The 23,507-nt window shown below is 38.3% G+C and carries 20 protein-coding genes, 1 tRNA gene and 1 riboswitch; of the genes, 6 read left to right on the top strand and 15 right to left on the bottom strand.

The features are described from left to right. Positions 1–192: 192 nt before the first annotated feature. The 5 genes from scfA to queA form a co-directional block, all read right to left on the bottom strand. Positions 193–333 (bottom strand): six-cysteine ranthipeptide SCIFF, encoded by a 141-nt coding sequence (gene scfA / locus LY28_RS11910; protein WP_110462419.1) that lies wholly within the window; start codon positions 331–333, stop codon positions 193–195. A gap of 79 nt (positions 334–412) precedes the next feature. Next, positions 413–817, bottom strand: coding sequence for a TIGR04086 family membrane protein (locus LY28_RS11905; protein WP_110462418.1), 405 nt, complete (start codon positions 815–817; stop codon positions 413–415). Positions 818–917: 100 nt separating this feature from the next. Continuing rightward, positions 918–1,208 (bottom strand): preprotein translocase subunit YajC, encoded by a 291-nt coding sequence (gene yajC / locus LY28_RS11900; RefSeq protein ID WP_242981256.1) that lies wholly within the window; start codon positions 1,206–1,208, stop codon positions 918–920. A gap of 126 nt (positions 1,209–1,334) precedes the next feature. Beyond that, positions 1,335–2,459 (bottom strand): tRNA guanosine(34) transglycosylase Tgt, encoded by a 1,125-nt coding sequence (gene tgt, locus LY28_RS11895; protein ID WP_110462417.1) that lies wholly within the window; start codon positions 2,457–2,459, stop codon positions 1,335–1,337. 79 nt (positions 2,460–2,538) lie between these two features. Next, a complete protein-coding gene (gene queA / locus LY28_RS11890; RefSeq protein WP_110462416.1) occupies positions 2,539–3,561 on the bottom strand; it encodes a tRNA preQ1(34) S-adenosylmethionine ribosyltransferase-isomerase QueA in 1,023 nt (340 codons plus the stop codon). A gap of 592 nt (positions 3,562–4,153) precedes the next feature. On the opposite strand from queA, the gene LY28_RS11885 reads away from it, so the two are divergent. Continuing rightward, positions 4,154–5,515 (top strand): aspartate kinase, encoded by a 1,362-nt coding sequence (locus LY28_RS11885; protein ID WP_110462415.1) that lies wholly within the window; start codon positions 4,154–4,156, stop codon positions 5,513–5,515. Between the two features lie 104 nt (positions 5,516–5,619). Here the strand turns inward: LY28_RS11885 and LY28_RS11880 are convergent, their stop codons facing one another. After that, positions 5,620–7,299, bottom strand: a complete 1,680-nt coding sequence (locus tag LY28_RS11880; protein ID WP_110462414.1) for a SpoIID/LytB domain-containing protein — start codon at positions 7,297–7,299, stop codon at positions 5,620–5,622. A 213-nt stretch (positions 7,300–7,512) separates the two neighbouring features. Then, positions 7,513–7,695, top strand: a riboswitch (Lysine riboswitch). An 89-nt stretch (positions 7,696–7,784) separates the two neighbouring features. Here LY28_RS11880 and dapA point away from each other — a divergent pair. The 3 genes from dapA (at position 7,785) to LY28_RS11865 (ending at position 10,261) form a co-directional block, all read left to right on the top strand. Then, positions 7,785–8,669, top strand: a complete 885-nt coding sequence (dapA, locus tag LY28_RS11875; protein WP_110462413.1) for a 4-hydroxy-tetrahydrodipicolinate synthase — start codon at positions 7,785–7,787, stop codon at positions 8,667–8,669. 161 nt (positions 8,670–8,830) lie between these two features. Continuing rightward, positions 8,831–9,595, top strand: a complete 765-nt coding sequence (gene dapB, locus LY28_RS11870) for a 4-hydroxy-tetrahydrodipicolinate reductase (protein WP_110462412.1) — start codon at positions 8,831–8,833, stop codon at positions 9,593–9,595. 195 nt (positions 9,596–9,790) lie between these two features. Further along, positions 9,791–10,261 (top strand): ACT domain-containing protein, encoded by a 471-nt coding sequence (locus LY28_RS11865; RefSeq protein ID WP_110462411.1) that lies wholly within the window; start codon positions 9,791–9,793, stop codon positions 10,259–10,261. 231 nt (positions 10,262–10,492) lie between these two features. On the opposite strand, the gene LY28_RS11860 is transcribed toward LY28_RS11865, so the two are convergent. Continuing rightward, positions 10,493–11,383 (bottom strand): YesL family protein, encoded by an 891-nt coding sequence (locus LY28_RS11860; RefSeq protein WP_110462410.1) that lies wholly within the window; start codon positions 11,381–11,383, stop codon positions 10,493–10,495. A 484-nt stretch (positions 11,384–11,867) separates the two neighbouring features. Here LY28_RS11860 and LY28_RS11855 point away from each other — a divergent pair. Together LY28_RS11855 and LY28_RS11850 are read left to right on the top strand one after the other, a co-directional pair. Next, positions 11,868–11,950, top strand: a tRNA-Leu gene (locus tag LY28_RS11855). A 351-nt stretch (positions 11,951–12,301) separates the two neighbouring features. After that, positions 12,302–12,658 carry a DMT family protein gene (locus LY28_RS11850; RefSeq protein ID WP_110462409.1) on the top strand — a complete coding sequence of 119 codons (357 nt, stop codon included), beginning with the start codon at positions 12,302–12,304 and terminating at the stop codon, positions 12,656–12,658. A gap of 75 nt (positions 12,659–12,733) precedes the next feature. On the opposite strand, the gene LY28_RS11845 is transcribed toward LY28_RS11850, so the two are convergent. From LY28_RS11845 to LY28_RS11805, 8 genes are all read right to left on the bottom strand, one after another. Beyond that, positions 12,734–13,243, bottom strand: a complete 510-nt coding sequence (locus LY28_RS11845) for a manganese catalase family protein (protein ID WP_110462408.1) — start codon at positions 13,241–13,243, stop codon at positions 12,734–12,736. 40 nt (positions 13,244–13,283) lie between these two features. Then, the gene (locus tag LY28_RS11840) at positions 13,284–13,718 is read right to left on the bottom strand and encodes a GNAT family N-acetyltransferase (protein ID WP_110462407.1); all 435 of its coding nucleotides are present in this window, start codon (positions 13,716–13,718) and stop codon (positions 13,284–13,286) included. A 677-nt stretch (positions 13,719–14,395) separates the two neighbouring features. Further along, positions 14,396–16,015 carry a recombinase family protein gene (locus tag LY28_RS11830; RefSeq protein WP_110462405.1) on the bottom strand — a complete coding sequence of 540 codons (1,620 nt, stop codon included), beginning with the start codon at positions 16,013–16,015 and terminating at the stop codon, positions 14,396–14,398. Continuing rightward, entirely contained in the window at positions 15,975–16,139 is a 165-nt protein-coding gene (locus LY28_RS19130; protein ID WP_165835556.1) for a hypothetical protein, read from the bottom strand. The genes LY28_RS11830 and LY28_RS19130 overlap by 41 nt, the downstream gene beginning before the upstream one ends. Before the next feature lie 439 nt (positions 16,140–16,578). Next, positions 16,579–16,944: a DUF4180 domain-containing protein gene (locus LY28_RS11825; protein WP_110462404.1), complete on the bottom strand. Its 366-nt coding sequence runs from the start codon at positions 16,942–16,944 to the stop codon at positions 16,579–16,581. 49 nt (positions 16,945–16,993) lie between these two features. Further along, positions 16,994–18,181, bottom strand: a complete 1,188-nt coding sequence (locus LY28_RS11820) for an anti sigma factor C-terminal domain-containing protein (protein ID WP_110462403.1) — start codon at positions 18,179–18,181, stop codon at positions 16,994–16,996. A 3-nt stretch (positions 18,182–18,184) separates the two neighbouring features. Continuing rightward, positions 18,185–18,667 (bottom strand): RNA polymerase sigma factor, encoded by a 483-nt coding sequence (locus tag LY28_RS11815; protein WP_110462402.1) that lies wholly within the window; start codon positions 18,665–18,667, stop codon positions 18,185–18,187. Between the two features lie 394 nt (positions 18,668–19,061). Beyond that, on the bottom strand, positions 19,062–23,507 hold a 4,446-nt coding region (locus LY28_RS11805; protein WP_117434288.1), incomplete at its 5' end, for a non-ribosomal peptide synthetase.

The raw sequence follows: 23,507 nt of genomic DNA, 5'->3' as shown, positions 1-23,507 counted from the left end.
TTTTAAAATCAAAAAACCAATAAAAGAGTATCTTCGCAAGAATATATTCCAGCGAAAAAATACTCAAGGTAAAGCATTTTGTATTTTATTAATGCAATGCCTATTGATGCATTTATGCATCAATAAAAAGCGAAAAGTGCCAAAAACACTTTTCACTTATTTTATACATAACAAGAATATAAATATAACCTATTATTTCTTTTCACAGCTTTGATTTGCAACTGTACAAGATGTCTTGCAGGCTGATTGACATGAAGTCTGACATTCTCCACATCCGCCATTTGCAAGGCTTTTCTTTAAAGTAGCCGCATTAATTGTCTTAACATGCTTCATAAATAATACCTCCTATAAGTTTTCTCAGCCGATTATAGCACATTTGAATAGTTTTGAAAAGCCATTTTTTAGAAACATGCTACTTCATATTAATTCCCAAAATGCCGCCTATACACCCTACAATTGCTCCTATACAAAATGTAAGCAGCCCTGAAATATTCAGCATAAAGTTTTTATCAACAATACTGCTGGCCAAGTATAATACTGTGACATAAACCAAACCCACAAAACAGCCGTTCATCCAGCCTTTATGCTTTACATTTTTAGTTGAGTACGCCGATGCCACCAGCACACTAATTACAGTAGTTATAAATACAGCTATTGAAGTGTATTTTTCAGGAAAATCCGTGTAGGTCAAAAACAATGCAAACATAAAGAAACAAGGTAATGTTATAAGAAAGGATAAAATTATTCCTTTAGCCACCCTTATTAAATTTACATGCTCATCAAGTGACTTTTTTATTCCGGTTGTCTGTCCTGCCATAGTATACCTCCAAAAAATATTATAGAATGTCTTCCATATATTTTATTTTTGAGGTATACCGGTTAGAACAAAGTATATGCAAAATATAACAATTCCGGTTTTATCCTTCAATCGGCTTAATAACTTCTTTTACAGACCAGCGCTTAATAAGAATTTTGGTTTTTTCAACACCGGATTCAACAGTAACCTCATCATCTTTGATATTAATGATTTTACCGCAAATACCGCCAATTGTAATAACGGACCATCCAACCTGCAAGGAGTCCAGCAGTTCTTTGGTTTTCTTCTCTTTTTTCTTCTGCGGACGAATAATCATAAGATACATAAGACCAAAAAGTAGTACTAAAGGTATAACAAATTGAACAAGCGCTGCCATTGATTGTTCTGACATAATTAAAAACCTCCTGAAAATTTATTTAACACAGTGTAACTGTATTATTCATATTTAATTCAGCTTTTTACGGGTTGGCTATAGTCAATACAGGCTAAAGCCTTCCCGCGGTAGCTTACTGTATAATCAACCCTTTTTATAGCCGTATTTATAATAAAATTCATCTCTGAAGCCGCCTAATCTATCATCCATTATAGCCTGTCTGACCTGCTTCATCAAGTTAATTAAAAAATATAAGTTATGCCATGTTGTAAGCCTTAAGCCAAGCAATTCGCCGCATTTTATCAGATGTCTTATATACGCTCTGGAATAATTTCTGCATACATAGCAGTCACACTCCGGATCAAGCCTTGAAAAATCTCTTGCATATTTTGCGTCACGAATAATTATTCTGCCGTTACTTGTCATTACTGTACCATTTCGGCCTATTCTGGTGGGAAGCACACAATCGAACATATCAATGCCCCTCAGAGCTCCCTCAATCAGATAATCGGGTGAACCGACACCCATCAGATACCTCGGCTTGCCGGCAGGCATTAATGGAACCGTATAATCCAATACCTCATACATAATATCCGCAGGCTCACCAACGCTGAGCCCCCCTATGGCATAGCCCGGAAAATCAAGCTCCTTGAGCTGATGAGCGCTCTCCATGCGCAAATCCCTGTACATTCCTCCCTGAATAATTCCAAACAGCGACTGCCTTTCAGTGTCCTGATGAGCCTCCTTACAGCGTTTCGCCCATCTGGTAGTCCTCTCCATGGATTTCTTCACATAATTATATTCAGCCGGATACGGCGCACACTCATCAAAGGCCATAATAATGTCTGCACCCAGATCATTTTCAATCCCTATTACCGATTCCGGAGTAAAAACGTGCTTCGAACCGTCAATATGCGACCTGAAGGTAACACCCTCCTCGGTAATTTTTCTGAGGCCGCTTAGGCTGAACACCTGAAATCCGCCGCTGTCAGTAAGTATAGGCCTGTCCCAATTCATAAAGCCATGAAGGCCTCCTGCTTCCCTGACAATATCCTGCCCCGGTCTCAAATAACAGTGATAAGTATTACTTAATATTATATTGGCATCAATCTCTTTTAATTCCTCCGGGGACATTCCCTTTACAGTTGCCAGCGTACCGACAGGCATAAAAACCGGTGTTTCAAAGGAACCGTGAGGAGTATGGACTCTACCCAGCCTTGCTCCTGTTTGCTTGCATGTTTTTATTAATTCGTAAGTAACCGCAGTCATATAAATACCTTTCAATATATATTATTACTCAACTTTCCCGAATAAAAAGGCTGTCGGTTCAACCTGAAAGTCGAATTATTTATTTTATAAACATTGCATCCCCAAAGCTGAAAAAGCTGTATCTTTCCTTTACCGCCTCAGAATATGCGTTTAAAATACTTTCACGTCCTGCAAGGGCACTGACCAGCATTATCAATGTGGATTCCGGCAGATGAAAATTTGTTATCAGCCTGTCCACAATTTTAAACTTATACCCGGGATATATAAAAATGTCAGTCCAGCCCTCACTTGCATGAAGCTCTCCGTTTGCGCCCACAGTTTCAAGAACTCTTGAGCTTGTCGTTCCCACAGCCACCACTTTATTTCCCGCTTTCCTGACGGAGTTTATAGTGTCACAGGCTGCCTGACTGATAGAATAATATTCCGAATGCATTTTATGCTGTGAGATGTCCTCCGCCTTAACGGGCCTGAATGTACCCAATCCCACATGCAGCATAACATATACTATTTTTATGCCTTTACTTTCAAGAACCTCCAAAAGCTCCTTGGTAAAATGAAGCCCTGCTGTCGGTGCAGCTGCCGAGCCGTTATGCTTTGCATATACCGTCTGATATCTGCCGGGATCTGCAGGCTTTTCGGTTATATAAGGCGGCAGAGGCATTACTCCTACCCGGTCCAGTATCTCCTGAAATACGCCTTCATATTCAAACCTGACTAATCTGTTTCCTTCATTAAGAATCTCAATTATTTCCGCTTTCAATTCTCCATTCCCAAAAACGAACCTCGCACCGGGCTTCGCCTTCCTGCCGGGTCTTAGAATGACCTCCCAGTCATCCTCTTTAACACATTTCAAAAGAACAAACTCAATTTTTCCGCCGCTTCCTTCTTTTTCTCCCAGCAATCTGGCGGGAATAACTCTGGTATTATTAAGAACAATACAATCACCCGCATTAAAATAGTCAACAATATCCTTAAATATCTTATGTTCTGTCTGTCCTGTCTTCTTGTCCAGTACCAGCAGTCTGGACATATCCCTCTTTTCCGCCGGATGCTGAGCAATAAGCTCTTCTGGCAAATAGTAATCAAACTCCTTTAAATCCACGTCTGAAATTCCTCCAAAGCATTTCTGATTCTACTGACAATAATAATGTTTATTCAACTGCTTTTGTGAAATACTATCTATAGCTTCTTTATTTGTATGTAATCATTTTAATTTTTATATAAACTATAATACCATTCAATATAAACTGAATATTAACTCGTTAATGCCATGAACATATACCGGAAAATTGAATATTATAAAATAACCATTAACTATCATACATTATAATTCTTTATATTACAAATAATTATTGCCATGAATAATGTTTTTTTGTATAATTTATCCGATGGCTCAGATTTAGGAGAAACAGAAATCTCTGAATCTGAGCACTATGTTATCACTCTGCAATATACCGGAGGATGTCTCTTCTTAGTGATATTTAGGCTTAGTCATTATTGCTGCACATTGACAAAAGCCAGTTACTGTTCAAGCCTTGCCTAATTTTGAACGCAGCTTGGATTTGAATTTATTTTGACTTTACGGGGCTTTAGCCGATAGTAACTGACTTTTACTTATATATGTAACTAATGTACTATAACAGGACACTTCCGTTCAAGCATAAAATTTTTAAAAAATGAATGGAGGATTTAAAATGAAGGTTGCAAAATTTGGAGGTACGTCGTTAGCCAACGCGGAACAAATAAAAAAAGTATGTGATATCGTTCTCTCAGATAGTGATAGAAAAATTATTGTAGTATCTGCGCCGGGTAAAAGAGAAAAATCAGATACAAAGGTTACTGATTTGCTGATTGCCTGTGCAGAGAAGCAATTGGCTGACGGTAATGCTGTCGAGGAGCTTAATGCCGTAGTAAAGAGGTTTAAAGACATAGCTGACGATTTAAAGCTTGGCGATGAAATTATAAATGAAATAAAAGCTGATCTGGAAGGCAGATTAAAGCTTGATACAAGTCATAAAGGAATGTTTATGGATGCCATGAAGGCTGCCGGAGAGGACAACAGTGCCAAGTTAGTAGCGGCATACCTGAACAGTATCGGCAAGAAGGCTCAGTATGTCAGCCCTAAGCAGGCAGGCTTGTTATTAAGCAGTGAATTTGGAAATGCTCAGGTATTGCCTGAATCCTTTGAGAATCTTAAAATGCTATGCGGCATAGACGGAATAATTATTTTTCCGGGATTTTTCGGCTATACGGCTGAAGGAAATGTTGCCACATTTCCACGCGGAGGTTCTGATATAACAGGTTCTATTTTAGCTGCCGCCTTAAAAGTTGATTTATATGAAAATTTTACTGATGTTGATGCCGTATATGCCGCTCACCCCGGTTTGGTCAACAATCCTGTAGCCATTTCGGAAATAACATACAGGGAAATGAGAGAATTATCCTATGCAGGTTTTTCGGTACTGCATGAGGATACTTTGATACCTGTCTTTAAAGCTGGCGTACCTGTAAATATAAAAAATACAAACAATCCGACAGCCCCGGGGACAAAGATAGTCCTGTCAAGAGACTATTCACCCAACAGTCACGTTGTTGGCATAGCAAGCGATGACAGCTTCTGCTGTATATATGTGAGCAAATTCATGATGAACAGAGAAATAGGCTTTGGAAGAAAGCTTCTTCAGATTCTGGAGGACGAAGGTATATCCTATGAGCATACTCCCTCAGGTATAGATAATATATCTATAATCTTTAAGCAAAGCCAGATTAAAAATACAAGCATTGAGCAAAAAATTCTGGCTAGAATCAAAAACGAGCTGAACTGTGATGATGTTTCCATAGACCATGGCTTAGCCATGATAATAATAGTAGGAGAAGGAATGAAAAACACCGTAGGAACAGCATCAAGAGCAACTACCGCATTGGCTAAGGCTTCAATCAGTCTTGAAATGATAAATCAGGGCTCCTCTGAGGTTACAATGATGTTCGGAGTCAGACAATACGAAGCACATAAAGCTGTAATTTCCTTGTACAATGAGTTTTTTAACAGGAGATAAACAGTTGCAAATAAAAAATACGCCGAACCCTTCAACGGTGTATTTTTTATTTGCCTTCAAGAGGCTTTAGCCGATAGTAATTGACTTCGTTAATTTTACTGCATCTACTTCTTTAATTCAATTTTTGTTCCTGAATAGTAATGCTGTAAAATCCAATCATAAGTACGGCCGGCATCCGCATATCCTTTTGCCCCTTCCTGACTCATTCCGACCGCATGCCCCCATCCTTTCCCCACAAAGGTAAAGCCTGTGGAAGCTGTTGTCGGACTTTCAGATGAACTGGTTTTGATACCGTTGGCACCTACTATTGTTACCTTCCCTGAGGATAAGCCTTTTGTTTCTCCCGATGCAGTTATTACTTTCAGCTGATTTATTTGCTTCGTCATATTTTGATTTTTTATGTAGACGTTCACATCTGCCGTACCGTCACCGTTATTATTTATCGTGTACCACTGACTGTACAAGCCTAAAAAGGTTCTGCACCTGTCCTTTGTTATTACAACTCCTTCTGGCTTTGAAGTTCCCTTTATAACAAGCTCAACCGGTCTGCCTGCTTCAGAGCATTTGGTGATTTCAATGCTTGTAACCCTTCCGACACCATAGCTTTCCAGCTTTTTGCTGATTTCATCAACTGTATAGGTTACACTCCAGTTATATTTATAGGATTGACCTGATTCATATTTGTCCTCAACACTCTGAAGATACGGAAAATCCGTTCCCCATACATTTACTGCAGCCTCTGTCCTGCCTCCGCTTGATGAAAAATACAGTGTTTCCGCCAGACTGCCGTTATATGTTACCACCATATTCTTTGTATCATCCACCGCTTTATTTGTAGCAGTGCTTTCAGATGCATATCCCTTGTATACATGGCAGTCTGTGGTCGTGCAAAGATTAAACCCATACGCGGCATGCTTGTTTATCATTTTGTAGGAATATGTTCTGGCTGCTATTGCCTGTGCCTTCAGTGCCTCAGGATTGGAGGACGCCTGCATTTCATTAGGCACGACACCATATAGATACTCTTCAAAGGGCAAAACATTTATTATTGTCATATCACTGTCTGTTTTTCTGTAAAACTCAACCTGCCCTCTATAGGAATTGAGCTTATCACTCCCGATATTTATAGGATTTGGAGTTTCAGAAGATAATGACTTTCCTCTTAAAAGATTCTTTTCGGAAGCATACATAAATCTTACTTCTCCGGTACCGCTCACACCATAAATTCTTGTATCCGCCTTTTCAATAACAGCATATGAGCTGTCCCCAAGCTTTGCCTTAACAGCCGCTATTGCCTTTTCAGCATCAGCCCTGCTGATATAAAAGCCTGTCCAGACATTCCAGCCGGAATCAGTATATACAGGATATGAAGCTGTACCTTTTTTTGTATATCCCTGAGCGATTGACAATGCATCCTTGTATGTACTGGAGCTGTTACCGATTTTTATATGAAAGGGACCGCTTGTAGCGCCTTCAGTATTAGCTCCATCAACTATGGCTGTATATTTTAAACCACTGTTAGTGAAATACCCGTCTTTTCTTATGGTAATTGCTTCTCCCTCGGCCGAGCTGTATACCGGGTATTCCTTATTGTTTATCGAATCAAAGGCAAAAAATGAAACGCCTTTATTGCTGCTTATATCAATCTGGCTTTGGGCAGTCGTTTTAAAATACAAGCCTATTTTAATGTTTGAATCGGATGCTGCATCGGTATCCCAAAAATTAGCGCCGGGAAGCATCATAAGTATTAATATCGCGCTTAAAAGCAAGCAAATTTTCTTCATTTGTAACAGACTCCTTCTATATTTTGATTCATTTTTCAGTTCAAATATAGTTTTTCGACAGATTTTATATGACCTCCTGCTTAGTCAGAAAAATGTAACATTAATGAAACATCTGAAATATAATAATAATAACCGAATTTTTATAATAATTATTGAATTTAAATAAGCATTGACACAATCAATATCCAATGATATTATTAAGAAAAATGAATAGACTTAGATAGAGGTGCGTTTTTTAAGAGTAAATACAATGAAGTTTATTGGGGTCTTGTGATTTGTTTTGAAAGGAAAAAACGCCGAAGGTATTACTCACCCAATAAGTTTTGTAATACCTGGTTACAAGGTTAACAGCTTTGTGACTGTCATCATTTTGCATGATGGAGCGCTATCTGTTTATTATGATTTATAAATTATGAATCATAAGTATGTAAAACAGACGTTAGCTCGTGCTAGCGTTTTTTATTTCTAATGAAAGGATGTTTTGTATGAAAAAGCCAATTATTTTTACAGGATCAGGCGTTGCTATTGTTACTCCATTTACAAGTGAAGGTACCGATTATCAGAAGCTTTCCGAACTGATTGAGTTTCAGATAAAGGAAGGAACAGATGCGATTGTCATATGCGGCACAACCGGTGAAGCTTCCACCATGTATGACAATGAGCACAAGGCTGCAATTAAATATACTGTTGAAAAGGTTAAAGGAAGAGTACCGGTTATTGCAGGTACAGGCAGCAATCACACTGTTCATGCCATAGAGCTTAGCAAATATGCGGAAGAGGCTGGCGCAGATGCTATTTTGACCGTTACACCATATTATAACAAAACAACTCAAAAAGGATTATATGAACATTTTAAGCTTATAGCCAACAGCATAAAGATTCCTGCAGTGCTTTACAATGTTCCTTCAAGAACCAACCTGAATATTTCACCGGAAACAGTGAAAGCCTTGTCTCAAATAGAAAATATCGTTGCTATTAAAGAATGTAATCTGTCACAGGTAGGCGATATTGTTAACCTGTGCGGTGATGATATTACTATTTATTCCGGAGAAGACGGCACTATTGTTCCTTTTCTTTCAATGGGTGCAAAAGGTGTAATTTCCGTTATGGCTAATATTATTCCCAAGGATACTCATGATATAGTTGCAAAATATTTATCCGGTGACGTTGAAGGCAGCAGAAATTTGCAGTTAAAAGCCATGAATTTGGTAAAAGCACTGTTTTGTGAGGTCAGTCCTATTCCAATAAAAGCAGCAATGAATCTGCTTGGCATGAATGTAGGCAACTGCAGGTTACCTTTGGTAGATATGAGTGACAAAAATTTGGAGTTACTTAAGAGTAGCCTGAAGGAATACGGATTAATTTTATAACTGCATTTAAAATTTGCTTGACAACTCCGCTCTTTAAAAGATGTATCTCCTTGATATATCATGCGGCAAGTCTCAAATCCGGATTGAATTGTTACATATTTAAAAAGCGCGCTTTGCGCAATATAATTTACTTATTATATAGATTAGGATGTGAAATGCAAATGATTAATGTACTGCTAAGCGGATGCAACGGACATATGGGGCAAGTGATAACCCGGCTTTCAGAAAACTTCTGTGAATTAAAGATTGCAGCCGGATTAGATTTAAATAATTCTGTAAATAACCCCTATCCCGTTTTCACTTCGCTGAATGATTGTGATATTAAGGTTGATGTAATTATTGACTTTTCCAATCCAAAGGCTTTTGACGGATTGATGGAATATGCACAGGAAAAACGCATTCCTGTAGTAATGTGTACAACAGGTCTTTCCTCTGATCAGACAGGTATGCTTAAAAATGATATCGCAAAAAGAATACCGGTATTTTTCTCCGCAAATATGTCTCTCGGAGTAAACCTACTTATTGAATTGGTTAAAAAAGCCGCAAAGCTTTTGGAAGGACAGTTTGATATTGAAATTGTTGAAAAGCATCACAATCAGAAAATTGATGCTCCAAGCGGCACTGCTCTTGCAATTGCTGATGCTATAAATGACTCTCTTGATGAGAAATACGAATATACTTATGACAGACATTCCAGAAGGAAAAAGCGCGGCAAGCAGGAAATCGGTATGCATGCCGTCCGCGGCGGTACAATTGTAGGTGATCACTCTGTAATTTTTGCCGGAAAGGATGAAATTATAGAAATAAATCATACCGCAGCATCTAAAGAAATATTTGGTGTCGGTGCATTAAAAGCCGCTATGTTTCTTGCCGATAAGAAACCCGGCCTTTATTCAATGTCTGACCTTATTGCTGAAAACAACTAATTTATAGCTTTAGGCAATATAGTTGCCCTTTGAGGTTTAATGCTAATTTTAAGCTCTGTTTTTTTAATAATTTGCAAGCAATCTGCGGCTGCTCCCTTACTGTAAAACGGAGTTTAGCAGCTGCATATTGCTTTAGCAGGTACTTAAAGTCCATTTTATGGATTTAAGATAATAGCATATAAGGAGGGATTTCTTATGGCAAATAATCCAGTTACAAGCATTAGTACCATATACGGCGTGGCACTAGTTACCGTAGACAATCTTCCAAACGACATGTCGGTTATTTCAAATGTGTTCAGCAAAATTGCCCACGAACAAATTAATATTGATATGATTAGTCAGGCTCCGCCCTATAAAGGCAAAAGCAGTATATCCTTTTCTCTTCCGGCACAGGACATAGCAAAGATAATCGGTATATTAAACTCCTTTAAAAATAAAATTCCAAATCTGCGAATAGAAATTGACTCAGATAATACCAAGATTACAGTTTTCGGAGAGGCTATGAAAAATATACCAGGTGTTGCCGCACAGCTGTTTACCCTGCTGGCCGTTAACGATATCGAGGTAAAGCTGATTTGCACTTCAGAAGTTGAAATATCATATCTTATTTATGAAAAGGATATTGACAAAGCTATTTCAGCAATAAAAAAAGAGTTTAATCTATAATACGATTTTTCTAAACAATTAGAGTGCAGATAAAATTAATGGCTTTGCTTTTAACGGTTCAGCTTATAAATTTATACTTTCAAAACTACTCTCTCATAAGCTGCCAAAGCCTAGCCATTAATTTTATAAAATCTTATCCTGTAAGAAAAGCCGTATTTATTAGCCGCCTAAAGCTTTAAATAAATATAATGCTGCTACTAATAAAGTAAATTTCTCTGTATCCATACCGGCTTAAATGTTTTTGTCTTCATCCTCAATTGCAGGTTTATAAAAGCTTTCACCCTTTTTGTTATCTTCAAATATGCTTTCTTCCTTATTTCCATTACCTTCATCGGGCATTGCAACGTACTTCTTAATCAAAGGATTGACATAGAAGTTGTTCATCAGTCCCATAAAGGCCGGTAATATAAGGATATACAAAACAACCCCTACAAAAGGTATATAAAAAGCCAAAAATGCAATTATCAGGTTTAAAAGTATCATTAAAAAGTTAGGAATAAATTTCATTATGCTGAAAATCAAAGCATTCTTATATAGGTTTTTTATATTTAAATTAACTGTAACAAGCATTGGATATATATATAAATGCATCATAAAGAAAATTATAATTGAAATAAATATGAATGTTGCACCTAAAACCGGTAATATTCCGGACATACTAGAGTAAACGTTCAAGGCAATACTAAATACAATCATAGCAAAGATATCGATAATTGCAATTATCATTCCCTGTTTAAAGTTTCTCAATAAATTTTCTTTAAAATCACCCCATATAAAGGAGTGCTCTTCTCTTGAATAATTTCTCAGCACGTACGTAAAACCAGCCTGTACCGGCCCTGTGGTAACAACCGGAATCAAGGTCAGAATAGCAGCCAAAAATAATCTGATAACAATATCTCCCATTCCGCCGTCAAGGCGAATTCTCTGTAAAAGCACTGCTGATACATAGTAAGCTGCCGCTAATGCAAGAATATTGAATAAAACAAACATCAAATTAACCTTCATCAAATTCCAAAACTTTCTCTTGAACACCTCAAAAAACACAAAAAATCTTGGCTTTGGCGGTGCATCCTTATCAACCCCCGGACCGGGCTTATTATAATTTGGACTTAGTAACCCCACAAATCAACTCTCCTTTTTTGTTTTCATTAATATATTGTATCAAGCCTGTCTGGATACTACAATATACATTTTCAATCAAATTTTCAACATTTTTATGGTCACTTTTATTTTCATACCTTATTATATTATTTCAATTTTATTAACTGAATATGAACTGAAATTTAATATATATTATATATATTAAGCAATAATATGGAGGCAATTGCCTTTAGTCAATTATCCTTCAAGCCTTGCGGCGATAATATCAAGACAATATTTATGTCGTCTTGATAGGCAAATCTTTGACTTCAGCAAGATTCAGCCTCAGGCCAAAACTATCGTCGATATCATCAGTTCTTTAGCCGATAGGAATTGACCTCTTGTATATATCTTCAAATTTTTTTCTTAAAAAATCAATTTTTTTCAAATTTATTGTTGACAATACACAGTAAATGCTAGTATAATCATACTTGCTGATGCGGAATGCATTAGCTGATTAATTAATGCGGTCGTGGCGGAACTGGCAGACGCGTACGTTTGAGGGGCGTATGGGAGACCGTGTGGGTTCAAGTCCCACCGTCCGCACCATTTAAAAAACAATCGATATGAAATATCGGTTGTTTTTTGTGTTTTCTTATTTGGGACTTGAACTTGGGCAATGTCCCGCCGTCCGCACTACACTTTGTCCAAGAACCTGATTTTATCAGGCTTTTGGACATTTTTACGATAAAAAGAACACCAAATTTGAAGTAAAATTTTCAAATCCGGTGTTCTTTTGAACTAAATAATTTAAATATTATTATATTAATTTTTAACATTTCTGATGGTATTTTTGTTGAAACAGCGCTATAATATCTCAATAAAGTCAATTTTTCTGATTAATTCCGACTGCAATCATTATAAATGCAGCTGACGACAACACACAAGGAGTGCTTACATATGTCTTCAATACTAAGGTTTTGGACCTTTTTACTTTTGGTTGTATCAAATATCTTCATGACTTTTGCATGGTACGGCAACCTGAAATTTTTTAAAAACAGCTCCACTCCGCTGCCGATTATTATCATTATCAGCTGGGGCATTGCATTTTTTGAATACTGCTTTATGATTCCTGCAAACAGAATTGCCTCAAAGAGCTTTGATACAGCTCAGCTTAAAATAATTCAGGAAGCCATAACAATTGTTGTTTTTGGAATTTTTTCAGTTCTGTATTTGAAAGAAAGCTTCAGGCTGAATTATGTGTTTTCCTTTATATGTATAATAGGCGCAGTTTTCTTTGCATTTAAAAAGTTTTAACAAGAACACTATTTTTTATTCCCTGTTTTAAAAAAATCACTAGCTCCTGGAGAAAGTGATTTTTTTCTTGAAGTTTTATTTAGGACTTGCTGAAAATCTTTTTTTATTATCAAGATATTCCTGCACATATCTTAGGGATTCGCCAAACCTTTGAAAATGTACAATTTCCCTTTCGCGCAGAAACCTTAAGGGCTCAATTACATCGGGATCATCAGCCAAATTGATAAGGTATTCGTAAGTTGAACGTGCTTTCTGTTCTGCTGCTAAATCCTCATACAAATCAGTTCTCGGGTCACCTTTTGATTGAATATATGCAGCCGTAAAAGGAACACCTGCCGCACTGACAGGATAAACACCGCTGTCGTGGTCAACATAATATGGAGCAAACCCGCCTTCTTCGATTTCCTTCATACTGGCTCCCTGTGTAAGCTGTCTGACCATGGTCCCTACCATTTCTAGGTGTGCCAGTTCTTCTGTTCCTATATCATTTAGTGTTGCTTTTGCCTCAGGGGTTATCATGGAAAACCTCTGGCTTAAATATCTTAAAGATGCACCCAGCTCACCGTCCGGCCCGCCGTATTTCATGTTTTATTGATTAGTCCGGAGGCTTGTTCACTTCAATTATTTATCCTAAAACCATTAAAATATGCTGAATTCCATCCTCCAAAAACTCATCCGATACCTGCCTGAATCCTGCCTTTTCATAAAACCCTTTTGCATAGGATTGAGCTTCTATCTTTATTTTATCCGCATTCATTTTCTCTTTCGCAACCTTTATACCCTCTGAAAGAATTCTGCTTCCCAAACCGCATCCTCTATCGGCAGTCAATACCCTTCCGATTGATACCTCTTCAAAGGATACTCCTTTGTCTACAACCCTCAAATAGGCTTTAATTCCTTGCTCATCTTTCAGAATCACGTGGTAGGAGAATTGGTCTTTATAGTCTAATTCCTGATACGGACAATTCTGCTCAACAACAAATACCTTTACTCTGATTTGCAATATTTCATATAGCTCTTCTATGGATAATTCCTCAAATCGTTTTATTGTCAAGTACATATATTTACCTCCGTCAAATTCTGTTTATTAATCATATAAGTTTTCACATGTCCTATATCTTTTTAAGCTCTGATTATAATTAAATCTGTTATCTCCATCTGCAACTTTTTATTATTTCAAGGTATCTCTGAATTGCTTCTTATATAGGATAATATATTATTGTATATCATTAGTCAATACTGCCTTTCATGTCAGAAACCCAGGTATTTATCACCCACATTGGAATAATTCAATTCACAGTATCGGATTTTTTCACAAATTGCCATATTAATTTTCACAGTATCTCAGTTATTTTCCTTGCCGCCTGTACTTATAAAGAAAATATAATAACTCAGGGGTATTATTTTGCAGCCAATAAAAGCTCCGTTGCCGGAGCTTTTATAAAAAATATAGGGGAAAGAAAAAGTCAATTATCGAAGCTTCAAATATTGAAGCAGAAGTTTAAGCCGTAATTGACTATATGAAAAAAGGCTATGGTTATATAATAGCTGCAATATGTTAATAAATATTGATTGTTAAGTGAAATTTATGTGAACATTTTATTTTATTTACAGAACCTGTATTTCTCTTTGAGAGCTAATTTATCATCCATTCCTCCCTCAAGCTTAACCAGCTGTATATTTTTCTTCATTATTCTTCTATTGGCTGGTATGAGGGTCTGTTCATACTACTTCTTCTCACTCTTCAAAGGTATATTCAAATACAAGTGAATAGTCTTCACTTATTATAACTCTTTTTATTGTTTTTCTGATTATCTCTTCTTTAATATCATAATCCATCAAATTAAGATTTTCTATGTATGCTTTGACTTTTTCTTTTATTTCATAGAATCTGCCTTCCATTGAATCAAGCCTTTCCAGTGACTGATTCAATCTATAAAGCTTCTTTTCAAAATTGGATTTTTGCTCCCGCAGCTCAGCAAGCCTTCCCTTATACTCTTCAATCGTAATTGCCTCAGCCTCATAAGCAAGCTGCTGTTTTTTGATTGCAGTGTTAACCGATGCAATTTTATTTACAATATCCTCTCTAGCTTTTTTCTCCTTTTCAAGCCTTGTATCATAAATGTATTGCTTACTTTTTATCCTTTTGTCCAAGCCGCAATCCGAAGTAAATAGATTTTTTATTGTATCTATAACCGCATTGTCAACAGCATTCATATGATAGTATGCTATTTTGTGCTTGCAAGAAGTTGCCTTTTTATCAACATAATAATAATAGTAATCCTCTGGAGTTAATTCGTCTTTATGCTTCTTTTTAGATGCATCCTTAAGTAACTTATTCCCATACAATTTGGAACCGCAGGATGCGCAATATAAAAATCCTGATAACAGATAAGTTTTTGTACAGCTCCACTCCTTATTATCCTTTTCCCTGCGTTCCTGAATAATCTGCTGGATCCGTTCAAATTCTTCCGGTGTTATCAGTGCCGGATGAGACTTTTCTTTAATCACCCAATCTTCCCGGGGCCGAATCATGCGTTTGGCTTTGCCGCTACTGTCTCTGACAAGAATTGAGACATTATACATATAGACTCCTAAATACACAGGATTAGTTAAAATATTTAAGATTGTATTTGTAGACCAGCCGCCGTTCCCGCGCGGAGATTTAATCCCTTGAGAATTCAGATACTTGGCAATTTTAAGCCTGCCCCATCCAAATAAAAACTTGTCTTTAATCAGTTTATATACATCTGCTGTGTCCGGATTTACAACAAGATATTGCCTGTCTTCAGAAAGCATATAACCCAGAGCCGGTTTGGTCACATTGGTTTTTCCTTCATTTGCCTTAATCATTTGAGTTATTTTCACTCTTGAGCTTGTAGTCTTTCTTTCTTTTTGCGCCAAGCCGGCATGTATAACCAGTAAAAACTCATCATCATCAGTTCTGCTGTCATATCCTTCTTTTATTGATATAAAAAAAGCACCTTGATCTGCGAGACCTCTTTTAAGCTCAATAATATCCAAAATATCCCTGGATGTTCTAGATATTTCTTTAGATACAATTCCCTTTATTTTACCTGATGCGATGTCATTTTTAAGCCTGGTCAAATCGTTCCTCAGGTAGCTGTACGCACCGGATTTTACATCTGTATAGAAGTCAGCAACATTAAATTTGTTTATCCTTGCCCACTCGCGTATATACTTTTTCTGATTGTCAATCGAAGTTTTCTGACTATCCTTTTTTGTGGAAATCCGTATATACCCTCCAATACCAAGCCATTCCTCATCAAGAGTATTTTTGACATCCTTGTACTGGTCAAGCTTGTTTCCGATAACTAGAGGAGGAATATACTCCATTTTCTTTTTCACCCCTTGCAAGCTCATTGGATCTCTTTTTTAGATCATGCTTCTGCCGTTCATCTTCCGCAGCCTTTTTAATCAATAATTCAATAATATCATCAAGTACATCTGTTTTAGTCATAATAAACACCCCCAGAAAATAATATGATGCTTTCATAGTATTTGTGATATATATCAAGAACTGTAAGTACGTTTTATTTCCTAATACAGTTAATATTTAAAATAAATTATTGCTTCCGCTTCACAGCACATCCATGCCCTGAGCTATCGCATGTAAAAAGCTTCAGTATTATTCCTTAAGTATGTATCACTCAATCGTATAATGTTCTGTTTCTCCAGTGAATATAGCATATGGGTGCACCTGCGCTCCCTTATGCAGAAACGATATATTTAATACAAAGAAAACAAGCAGGCTGTATTTCACAGATTATCACAACTATGAAATACAGCCTGCTTGTTTAGATTTTTGTAGGACACATCAGTTAAGCATTGTCTATTATGCTCCTCACAAGAAACTCAGACAATCCATTAATTTTAAATTTATAGGCTTTAGCCTAGACTTATTCGGAACTATCCAACTTAAGCACCGCTTCATCAATGCTCGGCAAAAAATAAATACTGTTTCCTTTGTTACTTTCAAATATAAAGTCCTTAAGAGGTTTGCTTGTGTATTTTGAGTAATCTCCGACTATAGCGACTTTTTTGCGATAGTTGATAAACTTCTGCAATATTTCGCCTGCAATTCCTGTGCTTAACGCAAAAAACTCATCTGCTATGCATGACTTGTATATTATAAGTTTATCGCAATTAGTTTCGTATTGTACAGAAGCAATCACATCTAATGCGGATTGAGCATCCTTGATAATAGCTTTATCAGTAATAACCAGTGCAATGTCATTTTGCTTGCCTAATTTTTTGTACTCCATGGTATTCTCTCCTTATTTTGCAAATTGTCCGTAAATTAAAAGTTCCTTGTCAATCAGAAAATGCAGATAGACGCACACCGCTCACATAAAAATCGGAATAACTCTCCTGTGCCAGAAATGCTTGAACACTCTTCACGTTGCCGGTGAGTAATACGCCATAGATTTTTACGCCATTTTCATTGACATAGCTTAATACCTCCCGGTAATAATCATCACCAATGCCATTGACCGAGGCCATTGTATTAAGGAATTCTCCACGGCCGGACATATATCTCAGCAGGGAGTCAAAATGCTTCGCCCATAAGGTGGCCTGATTGGCTTCTGCATCAGAGGCTTGAAACAGCTGGAAATAGGGATATTCCTTTTCGTCCGGAATATTCTTTTCCAGTATGGTTCCGGCGGAATCCGGAGCGAATCCAATGGTAGATGCCATATATTTGTCATCACTGACGACAGCCGCATAGAGAAAGTCAAGCTTACCGGTCCATTTTTTATACAGATTCGAAAACTGTTCCAGTGTCAAATCCTTAGAAAATGTAACATAGACAGCCGCACGGCATGAATCAGGCAGCTGCGCCAATGCCTGCAAGTCTTCTGACCAATCCTTCTCCGATGGGAATATCCTTTCTCCGGTTTCTCCTTCATAGCTGGCAACAATTCCCTGACGTTCACCAAAAGCATCCATTAAAGGGAAATGCCAATAATCATTTGGCATTTCCCTATCATTTCCAAGTGCTTTTCCGCGGACCACCTGCTCCGAATAGTTTTCCGATTCTCCAAGAAACACATTTTGTTGGCGGATACGCACCTGATAGGATCCGGGGCCGTCCCGCCATGCCTTTGCCCAATAGGTGGAATAGCCAGGGGAGTGAAGCTCGGTAAAGGCTATCATATCCACCAAAAGCTGCCCGTCACCGCCATAGGTAGGCTGGATTCCCTTATTGGGATTATAAAAATACAGGTTGCAGCCGCCAATCAACGCAACTGTCAAAATTGCCATCGACAGAACTGTTAGCAATACCGTCAGAAAAAGTCTGAGGCTTGCCTTTCTGGAAATTCTCTTTGCGGAAAGGGTATCATCTGTTTCTTCCATCGGTGGCAGCTGTTCGTTAAATTCTTCGGCAAGGAAGTCACTTATTGCCTCATGCTTTTCAATTTCCAAGCGCAGGCTTTCAGCTTCTTCAGGGGCGGCGGTTCCATTTTTATAGCATTTCAAACGATCACGAAATTCATTCATTGTTTATTCCTCCTGCATAAGATTTTTGAGCCGGGAACGGGCGCGGCTCAGGGCTGTTTTCACAGCCCCCGGTGAATGCCCTGTAAAATCTGAAATCCAGTGAATACTGCACTCTCCATAATAGAACATGGTAAGCAGTTCCCGATCCCATTGGGAAAGTGCCTGCATAGCCCTGTACAATCGCCGGTGCTTTTCATCCTGTAACAGCTTTTCCAAAGGGTCTTCATCTCTGGAAAGCAATGCATCTTCCAAGGGCAGTATCTTATCACGATTTTTTCGGCAAAAATCAAAAAACAGATTCCGGCATACTCGCAAAAGCCAATATTTGGTGCTCGGCACTTCTTTGTCCAGTGCCAGCATGGCTTTGTAGAACGTATCGTTGGTCAAATCTTCGGCCATGTGATGATTCCTGCAAAGAGAGTATGCATAAAGATAAACCTGTTTGAAATAAAGACAGTATAGTTCTCCAAAGGCATCTTTCTTCATGCACACCCTCCTCTCGTTATCTCCTCACTTTAAAAACGCAAAATTATCAAAAAGGTTACAGACAATTTTGACTATTGATAAATAACTCAATCTTATTATGCGTTTTGCTGCTTGTCAATGAGCGCAGCAATAAAGCCTGACGGAACTGACATCTGCCATGCCGGTTCCATCAGGCTTTTCACTGTCTCTTGCAATTATTTCAGCTATTTAATTACATATTTGCTCCTCTTATTATGCTTACTGCATTTGCTTATTCCTTTCGGCAGTCTCAGCTCTCATCACGGCCAAAATACAGGATACCGCGCACAGATGTCAGCCTGCACCCGAAAGGAAGAAGCAGCATGTACGGACAGTCCTTCTGCAATACCTTGCTTCTGCGTGTTTCCAGTGCTTGTCAATCCGTAGTTGGGTCAATATTCTTCAGTGCCCTTTCTACAATATTTTCATCAACTCTGATTCCTACTATTTGCGCCATCAGAATATTGTCCTGCATGTAAAACGCCATTCCCATTGTGTTCCGTCCTGTATTGAAATCAGTTGTTTCAATTTTCACCTGCATTTCATCCATGTTTTCGCTATCTAAGCCTCCGGCAACTTGAAACAGTCCTTGATAATTTATATTTGGAATCATCAAATCCATATCACTGAATCCGGACTTTTCCTGGAACAAACTGATTTTTTCTGAAAATGGTATTACTTCCGGATCAAAATATTTATCAAGCATGCACTCAATTTTAGTTTTCTTTCTAATATCAAACAACGTAAGATTTGCATCAAGTGTTAATCCCAGCATCCCACTGTTTCTCTGGTTTCTGTTATGCCGCAATATAGTAAACGGTACTATCAAGCTCTCCTCTGTTGTATCGTCGTATAATAAACTCGAGAAAAATTTCATGGCAGTATCAATTGGATTTACCGAAAACTCCTTGCTCCTTGTATCATCTAATTTTACACGAATCGACGCCAAGTAATTTGGAGCTAACCTTGTAATTGACTTATATGTTTTAAAAGCTAATTTAACACATTCCTCAAATGCCAATGTCTCTTCTTCATTAAATACATAGCTTTTCTTAAGCTTTTCAATATCTTTACAATATTGTATATATGATCGGCTGTTCTTGCCCAATTTCTCTCTTCTCAATTCTTCGGTAAACATTGCCCTTAGCAAATCCTTTGATACTCCATCCCATATGGAATGATGCACTGCGTGAAGAATTGCACAGCGATCCTCCCCTGTTTTGAGTATCAATATCCTAGAGAGCAATCTATTGTCTGACAGGAAGTTGAGTTCACGAACAACTTGCTGAAATACATCAATGAAAGAATTCATTTCAACATTATATTTTTCAATATCCAAAATAGGAATTATCCAGTCATCACAGTATTCATATTCTTCGAAGCATTCTGTTACCTCGTTGAACTTGATTCGCATGGCTCCCTGATTTAAAATTATAGTTTGCAATATTGAAGCTGTGCCGTCTGCATCATAATTAATTTCATTTACATCAATCATTATATTTTTTATTTCCTTCAAAAAATAGTGATTGACATATAACGCATTGCAATCACTATGTGAATTGCTTCGGAGGAAGTTATTCCCGTAATTCTCTATGCAATCAATAATATCTGTTTTCATATTTCCAGTCTTATCTTTTTTCGACTCATCGGTTGTTATACTCATGAAATCAATCATATTGATCTTTCTGTCGTTTACCTTTACAGTAGCTATTAACCTCGCCGTCTGCTTCTGCATTATATCTATAACGGCAAACTCATAACCCTTTTCACGTAATTTTGAAACAGTCCGTACTGCCTTCATAGAATCACCTCCCAATTCGAAAAAGCTGTCGTCAATGCCGATGGAGGATAGACCCAGAATTTCTTCAAACACTTGAATTACTGCACATTCCTCATCCGTCCGCGGTGCTGTGTAAGTTCGTCTGATCCCGTCCGGCTTCGGTAACGCACTCTTGTCAAGCTTACCATTTTTGTTTAATGGCAATGCGTTCAATTTTATTATAAATGTCGGTATCATATACTCCGGCAGTTTCTCAATGAGTGCTTCACGAACGGAAGAGATGTCAAGCTCCTGCGGCCCGATTCCCTGTTCAGGTACCAGATAGGCACATATACTCTTGTCACCGTCCATTTCGCGAACAATAACTACAGCATCTGACACACCCGGTTGTTTCCTTATAACGCTTTCGATTTCACCAAGCTCAATGCGGAATCCTCTGATTTTGATTTGGTCATCAACTCTGCCCAAGAATTCGATATTGCCGTCACTTCGCATCCTCCCATAGTCCCCTGTTAAATAAATTTTCCCATATTCATCGTTGTCAACAAACGCACGGTTGGTCTTTACGCTATCATTCACGTACCCCTCTGCGACACCCTTTCCTCCGATACAAATCTGTCCGCTTATACCTAAAGGACACATACGGAGTTTTTTATCAAGTACATACATCTTTTGGTTAGCCAGCGGTTTCCCGTATGGAATGCTGTGCCATACATCTTTTACCTCATGTATCGGAAAATAAATGGACCATATTGAACCCTCGGTTGCCCCGCCCAGACTTGTCACCGAAGCATTAGGAAACTTATTTCTTATTGCTCCCGGCAAATACAGCGGTATCCAATCTCCGCTGAGCAATACATTTCGCAAGCTCATATTTACAAAGCTTTTATCCGCACTCTCGTTGAAAATATCCATGATGGCAGGCACTGAGTTCCAGAGTGTGATTTTTTGTTTTGCAAGAATCCCCTGAATCTCATTGACATCACGTTGTTCTTCCACCATCACCAGTGCCGCGCCAGTGCTCAGCGCTCCGAAGATATCATATACAGATAAATCAAATGCAAAAGATGATAGGCCAATGATTCTGTCTTTGTCATCGATTTGAAACTTTTTATTAATATCAATAATCGTATTGACAGCCGCACTGTGTCTGATAGCCACACCCTTTGGTGTACCAGTACTGCCTGATGTGTAGATAACATACGCTAATGCATCCGCCCCGCCTCGCACATGGTCAATTTTATCGGAATAATCCGCTGCATCTTCCAACGTATCAGATGTGAGCGTCATCTTGCACTCACTATTCGTAATTATATAGTGATTCCTTTCTTCAGGGTAATCAGGACTCAACGGAACATAAGAACAACCCGAGAGCAGTATGCCTAATATGTTGACGATTGTTTCAATTTTGCGTTCTCCCATCACTGCTATTTTTTCGCCCGGCTTAACACCTGACGCCAGAATAAAATTAGACACCCGGCATGCCTCCTGATAAAGAAGGCTGTATGTAATCTGTCGGCCATTATAGATGACGGCTGCATGCATTGGCGTCTTCATAACTTGTTCTATAAAGAGTCCGTGTAATGTTCCATTTTGAAAGCATACCTCTGTATTATTATAGGGAATGAATACATCGTTGAACTCCTGCTCTGTAATTCCAAGCGTGATAGCTTCGCATTCAATTGCCGTACTATCTGCCACCTGCGTGAGAATATTGTGAAAACGCGATAGCAATAACTCCCCATCCATCTCGCAATATTTTTTCGTATGGAACAATACCTCTAATGTGGTACTGCCGCCTATCCTTACCATGAAGGTTAATTCATTGCCTGTTTGCTCTCCGCTTTTTTCCGATTCGAACTCCCTGCCTTGAATCAATTCCCCATCTCTTAAGCAGTCCTTTAACACGAACAGAACTCTCATTATGCTTCCATTTTGAGCTGTCATCTCTTGAATAGAAGCCCTCGTATAATGTCTATAGCGGAAGCTCTCGCCAGACTGTCTTGCTACAGCCCTTAGTAGTTCCACCAGACTCATTTCAGCTTCTGTCCTAAACCTCACTGGAATTGGGTGCAAAGAATTATCAAACCCACTATTAATAAATTCCTCGTTTCTTCCCAGTAATAACTTCCCAAACAATACATCGCTACTGTCGGCATATTTCTGCAAAAGCAAGCCAAAGGCAGCTTCAAATATCGTACATATTGATATATTTAAGTTTTTTGACGTTTCCTCAAGCCGATCCAACAAGCCCTGTTCAATTCTCCGACTTACCACACCGCTATACGCTTCATCAGAATCAACATCTGAAACAGACTTTATATAATAATCCCCTTCATAATCTGACAAAAGAGAACGCCAATAGACAAGAGAATCTGCTGTATCACGGCTTTTCAAATAATTCATGTAGCCGCTGTATGGATATGTTTTCCTAGCCTCCTCTTCAATTACTGATTTTATATTTGAATCGCTGTTATCACCCATATGCCCTATATACTCAAGGTTTCCGCCAATCTGCCATCGCGCCAGCTCACCACTGTGGTATAATATACCTTCTCCATAGGGATTCTTTCCAAACTCATTTTTGCTGATTTCCGTGTTGCTCAGTCGTCCGCACGCAAGTGCAGCCCCTGCTATGCAAAGCTCTCCTGCAACTCCAATCCCACACAGCTTACCAGAGTCAAGGATGTAGATTTGTGTGCTCTCATTGTTTCTTTCGTTGAAAGCACCAAGGATTGTCTCCCGCTCTGCATCGCTGATTATCTCCAATTCTGCTATGCGTGCGTTGGGATTGGCGAGGATGGAGTCCACCAATGCTTCAAAATGCAGAAGCATTGTACGTGCGGAGGCTTCTGTGAATAAATCCCGGCAATACTCAAGGATAACCTCATATCCGCCGTCAAGCTCCGATACTTGCAGCGTCAGATCAAATTTTGCTGTCCTCGGCTCAGTTTCAAGCGGGCAAAACCTCGCATCCCCCATTTGCAGCTCAACCTTTTCATTGTTTTGCAGCACAAACATCACATCAAACAAGGGGTTTCG

Source organism: Ruminiclostridium sufflavum DSM 19573, from assembly GCF_003208175.1.
GTDB classification, from domain to species: domain Bacteria; phylum Bacillota; class Clostridia; order Acetivibrionales; family DSM-1351; genus Ruminiclostridium; species Ruminiclostridium sufflavum.
This window is presented reverse-complemented; position numbering and strand designations above follow the sequence as displayed.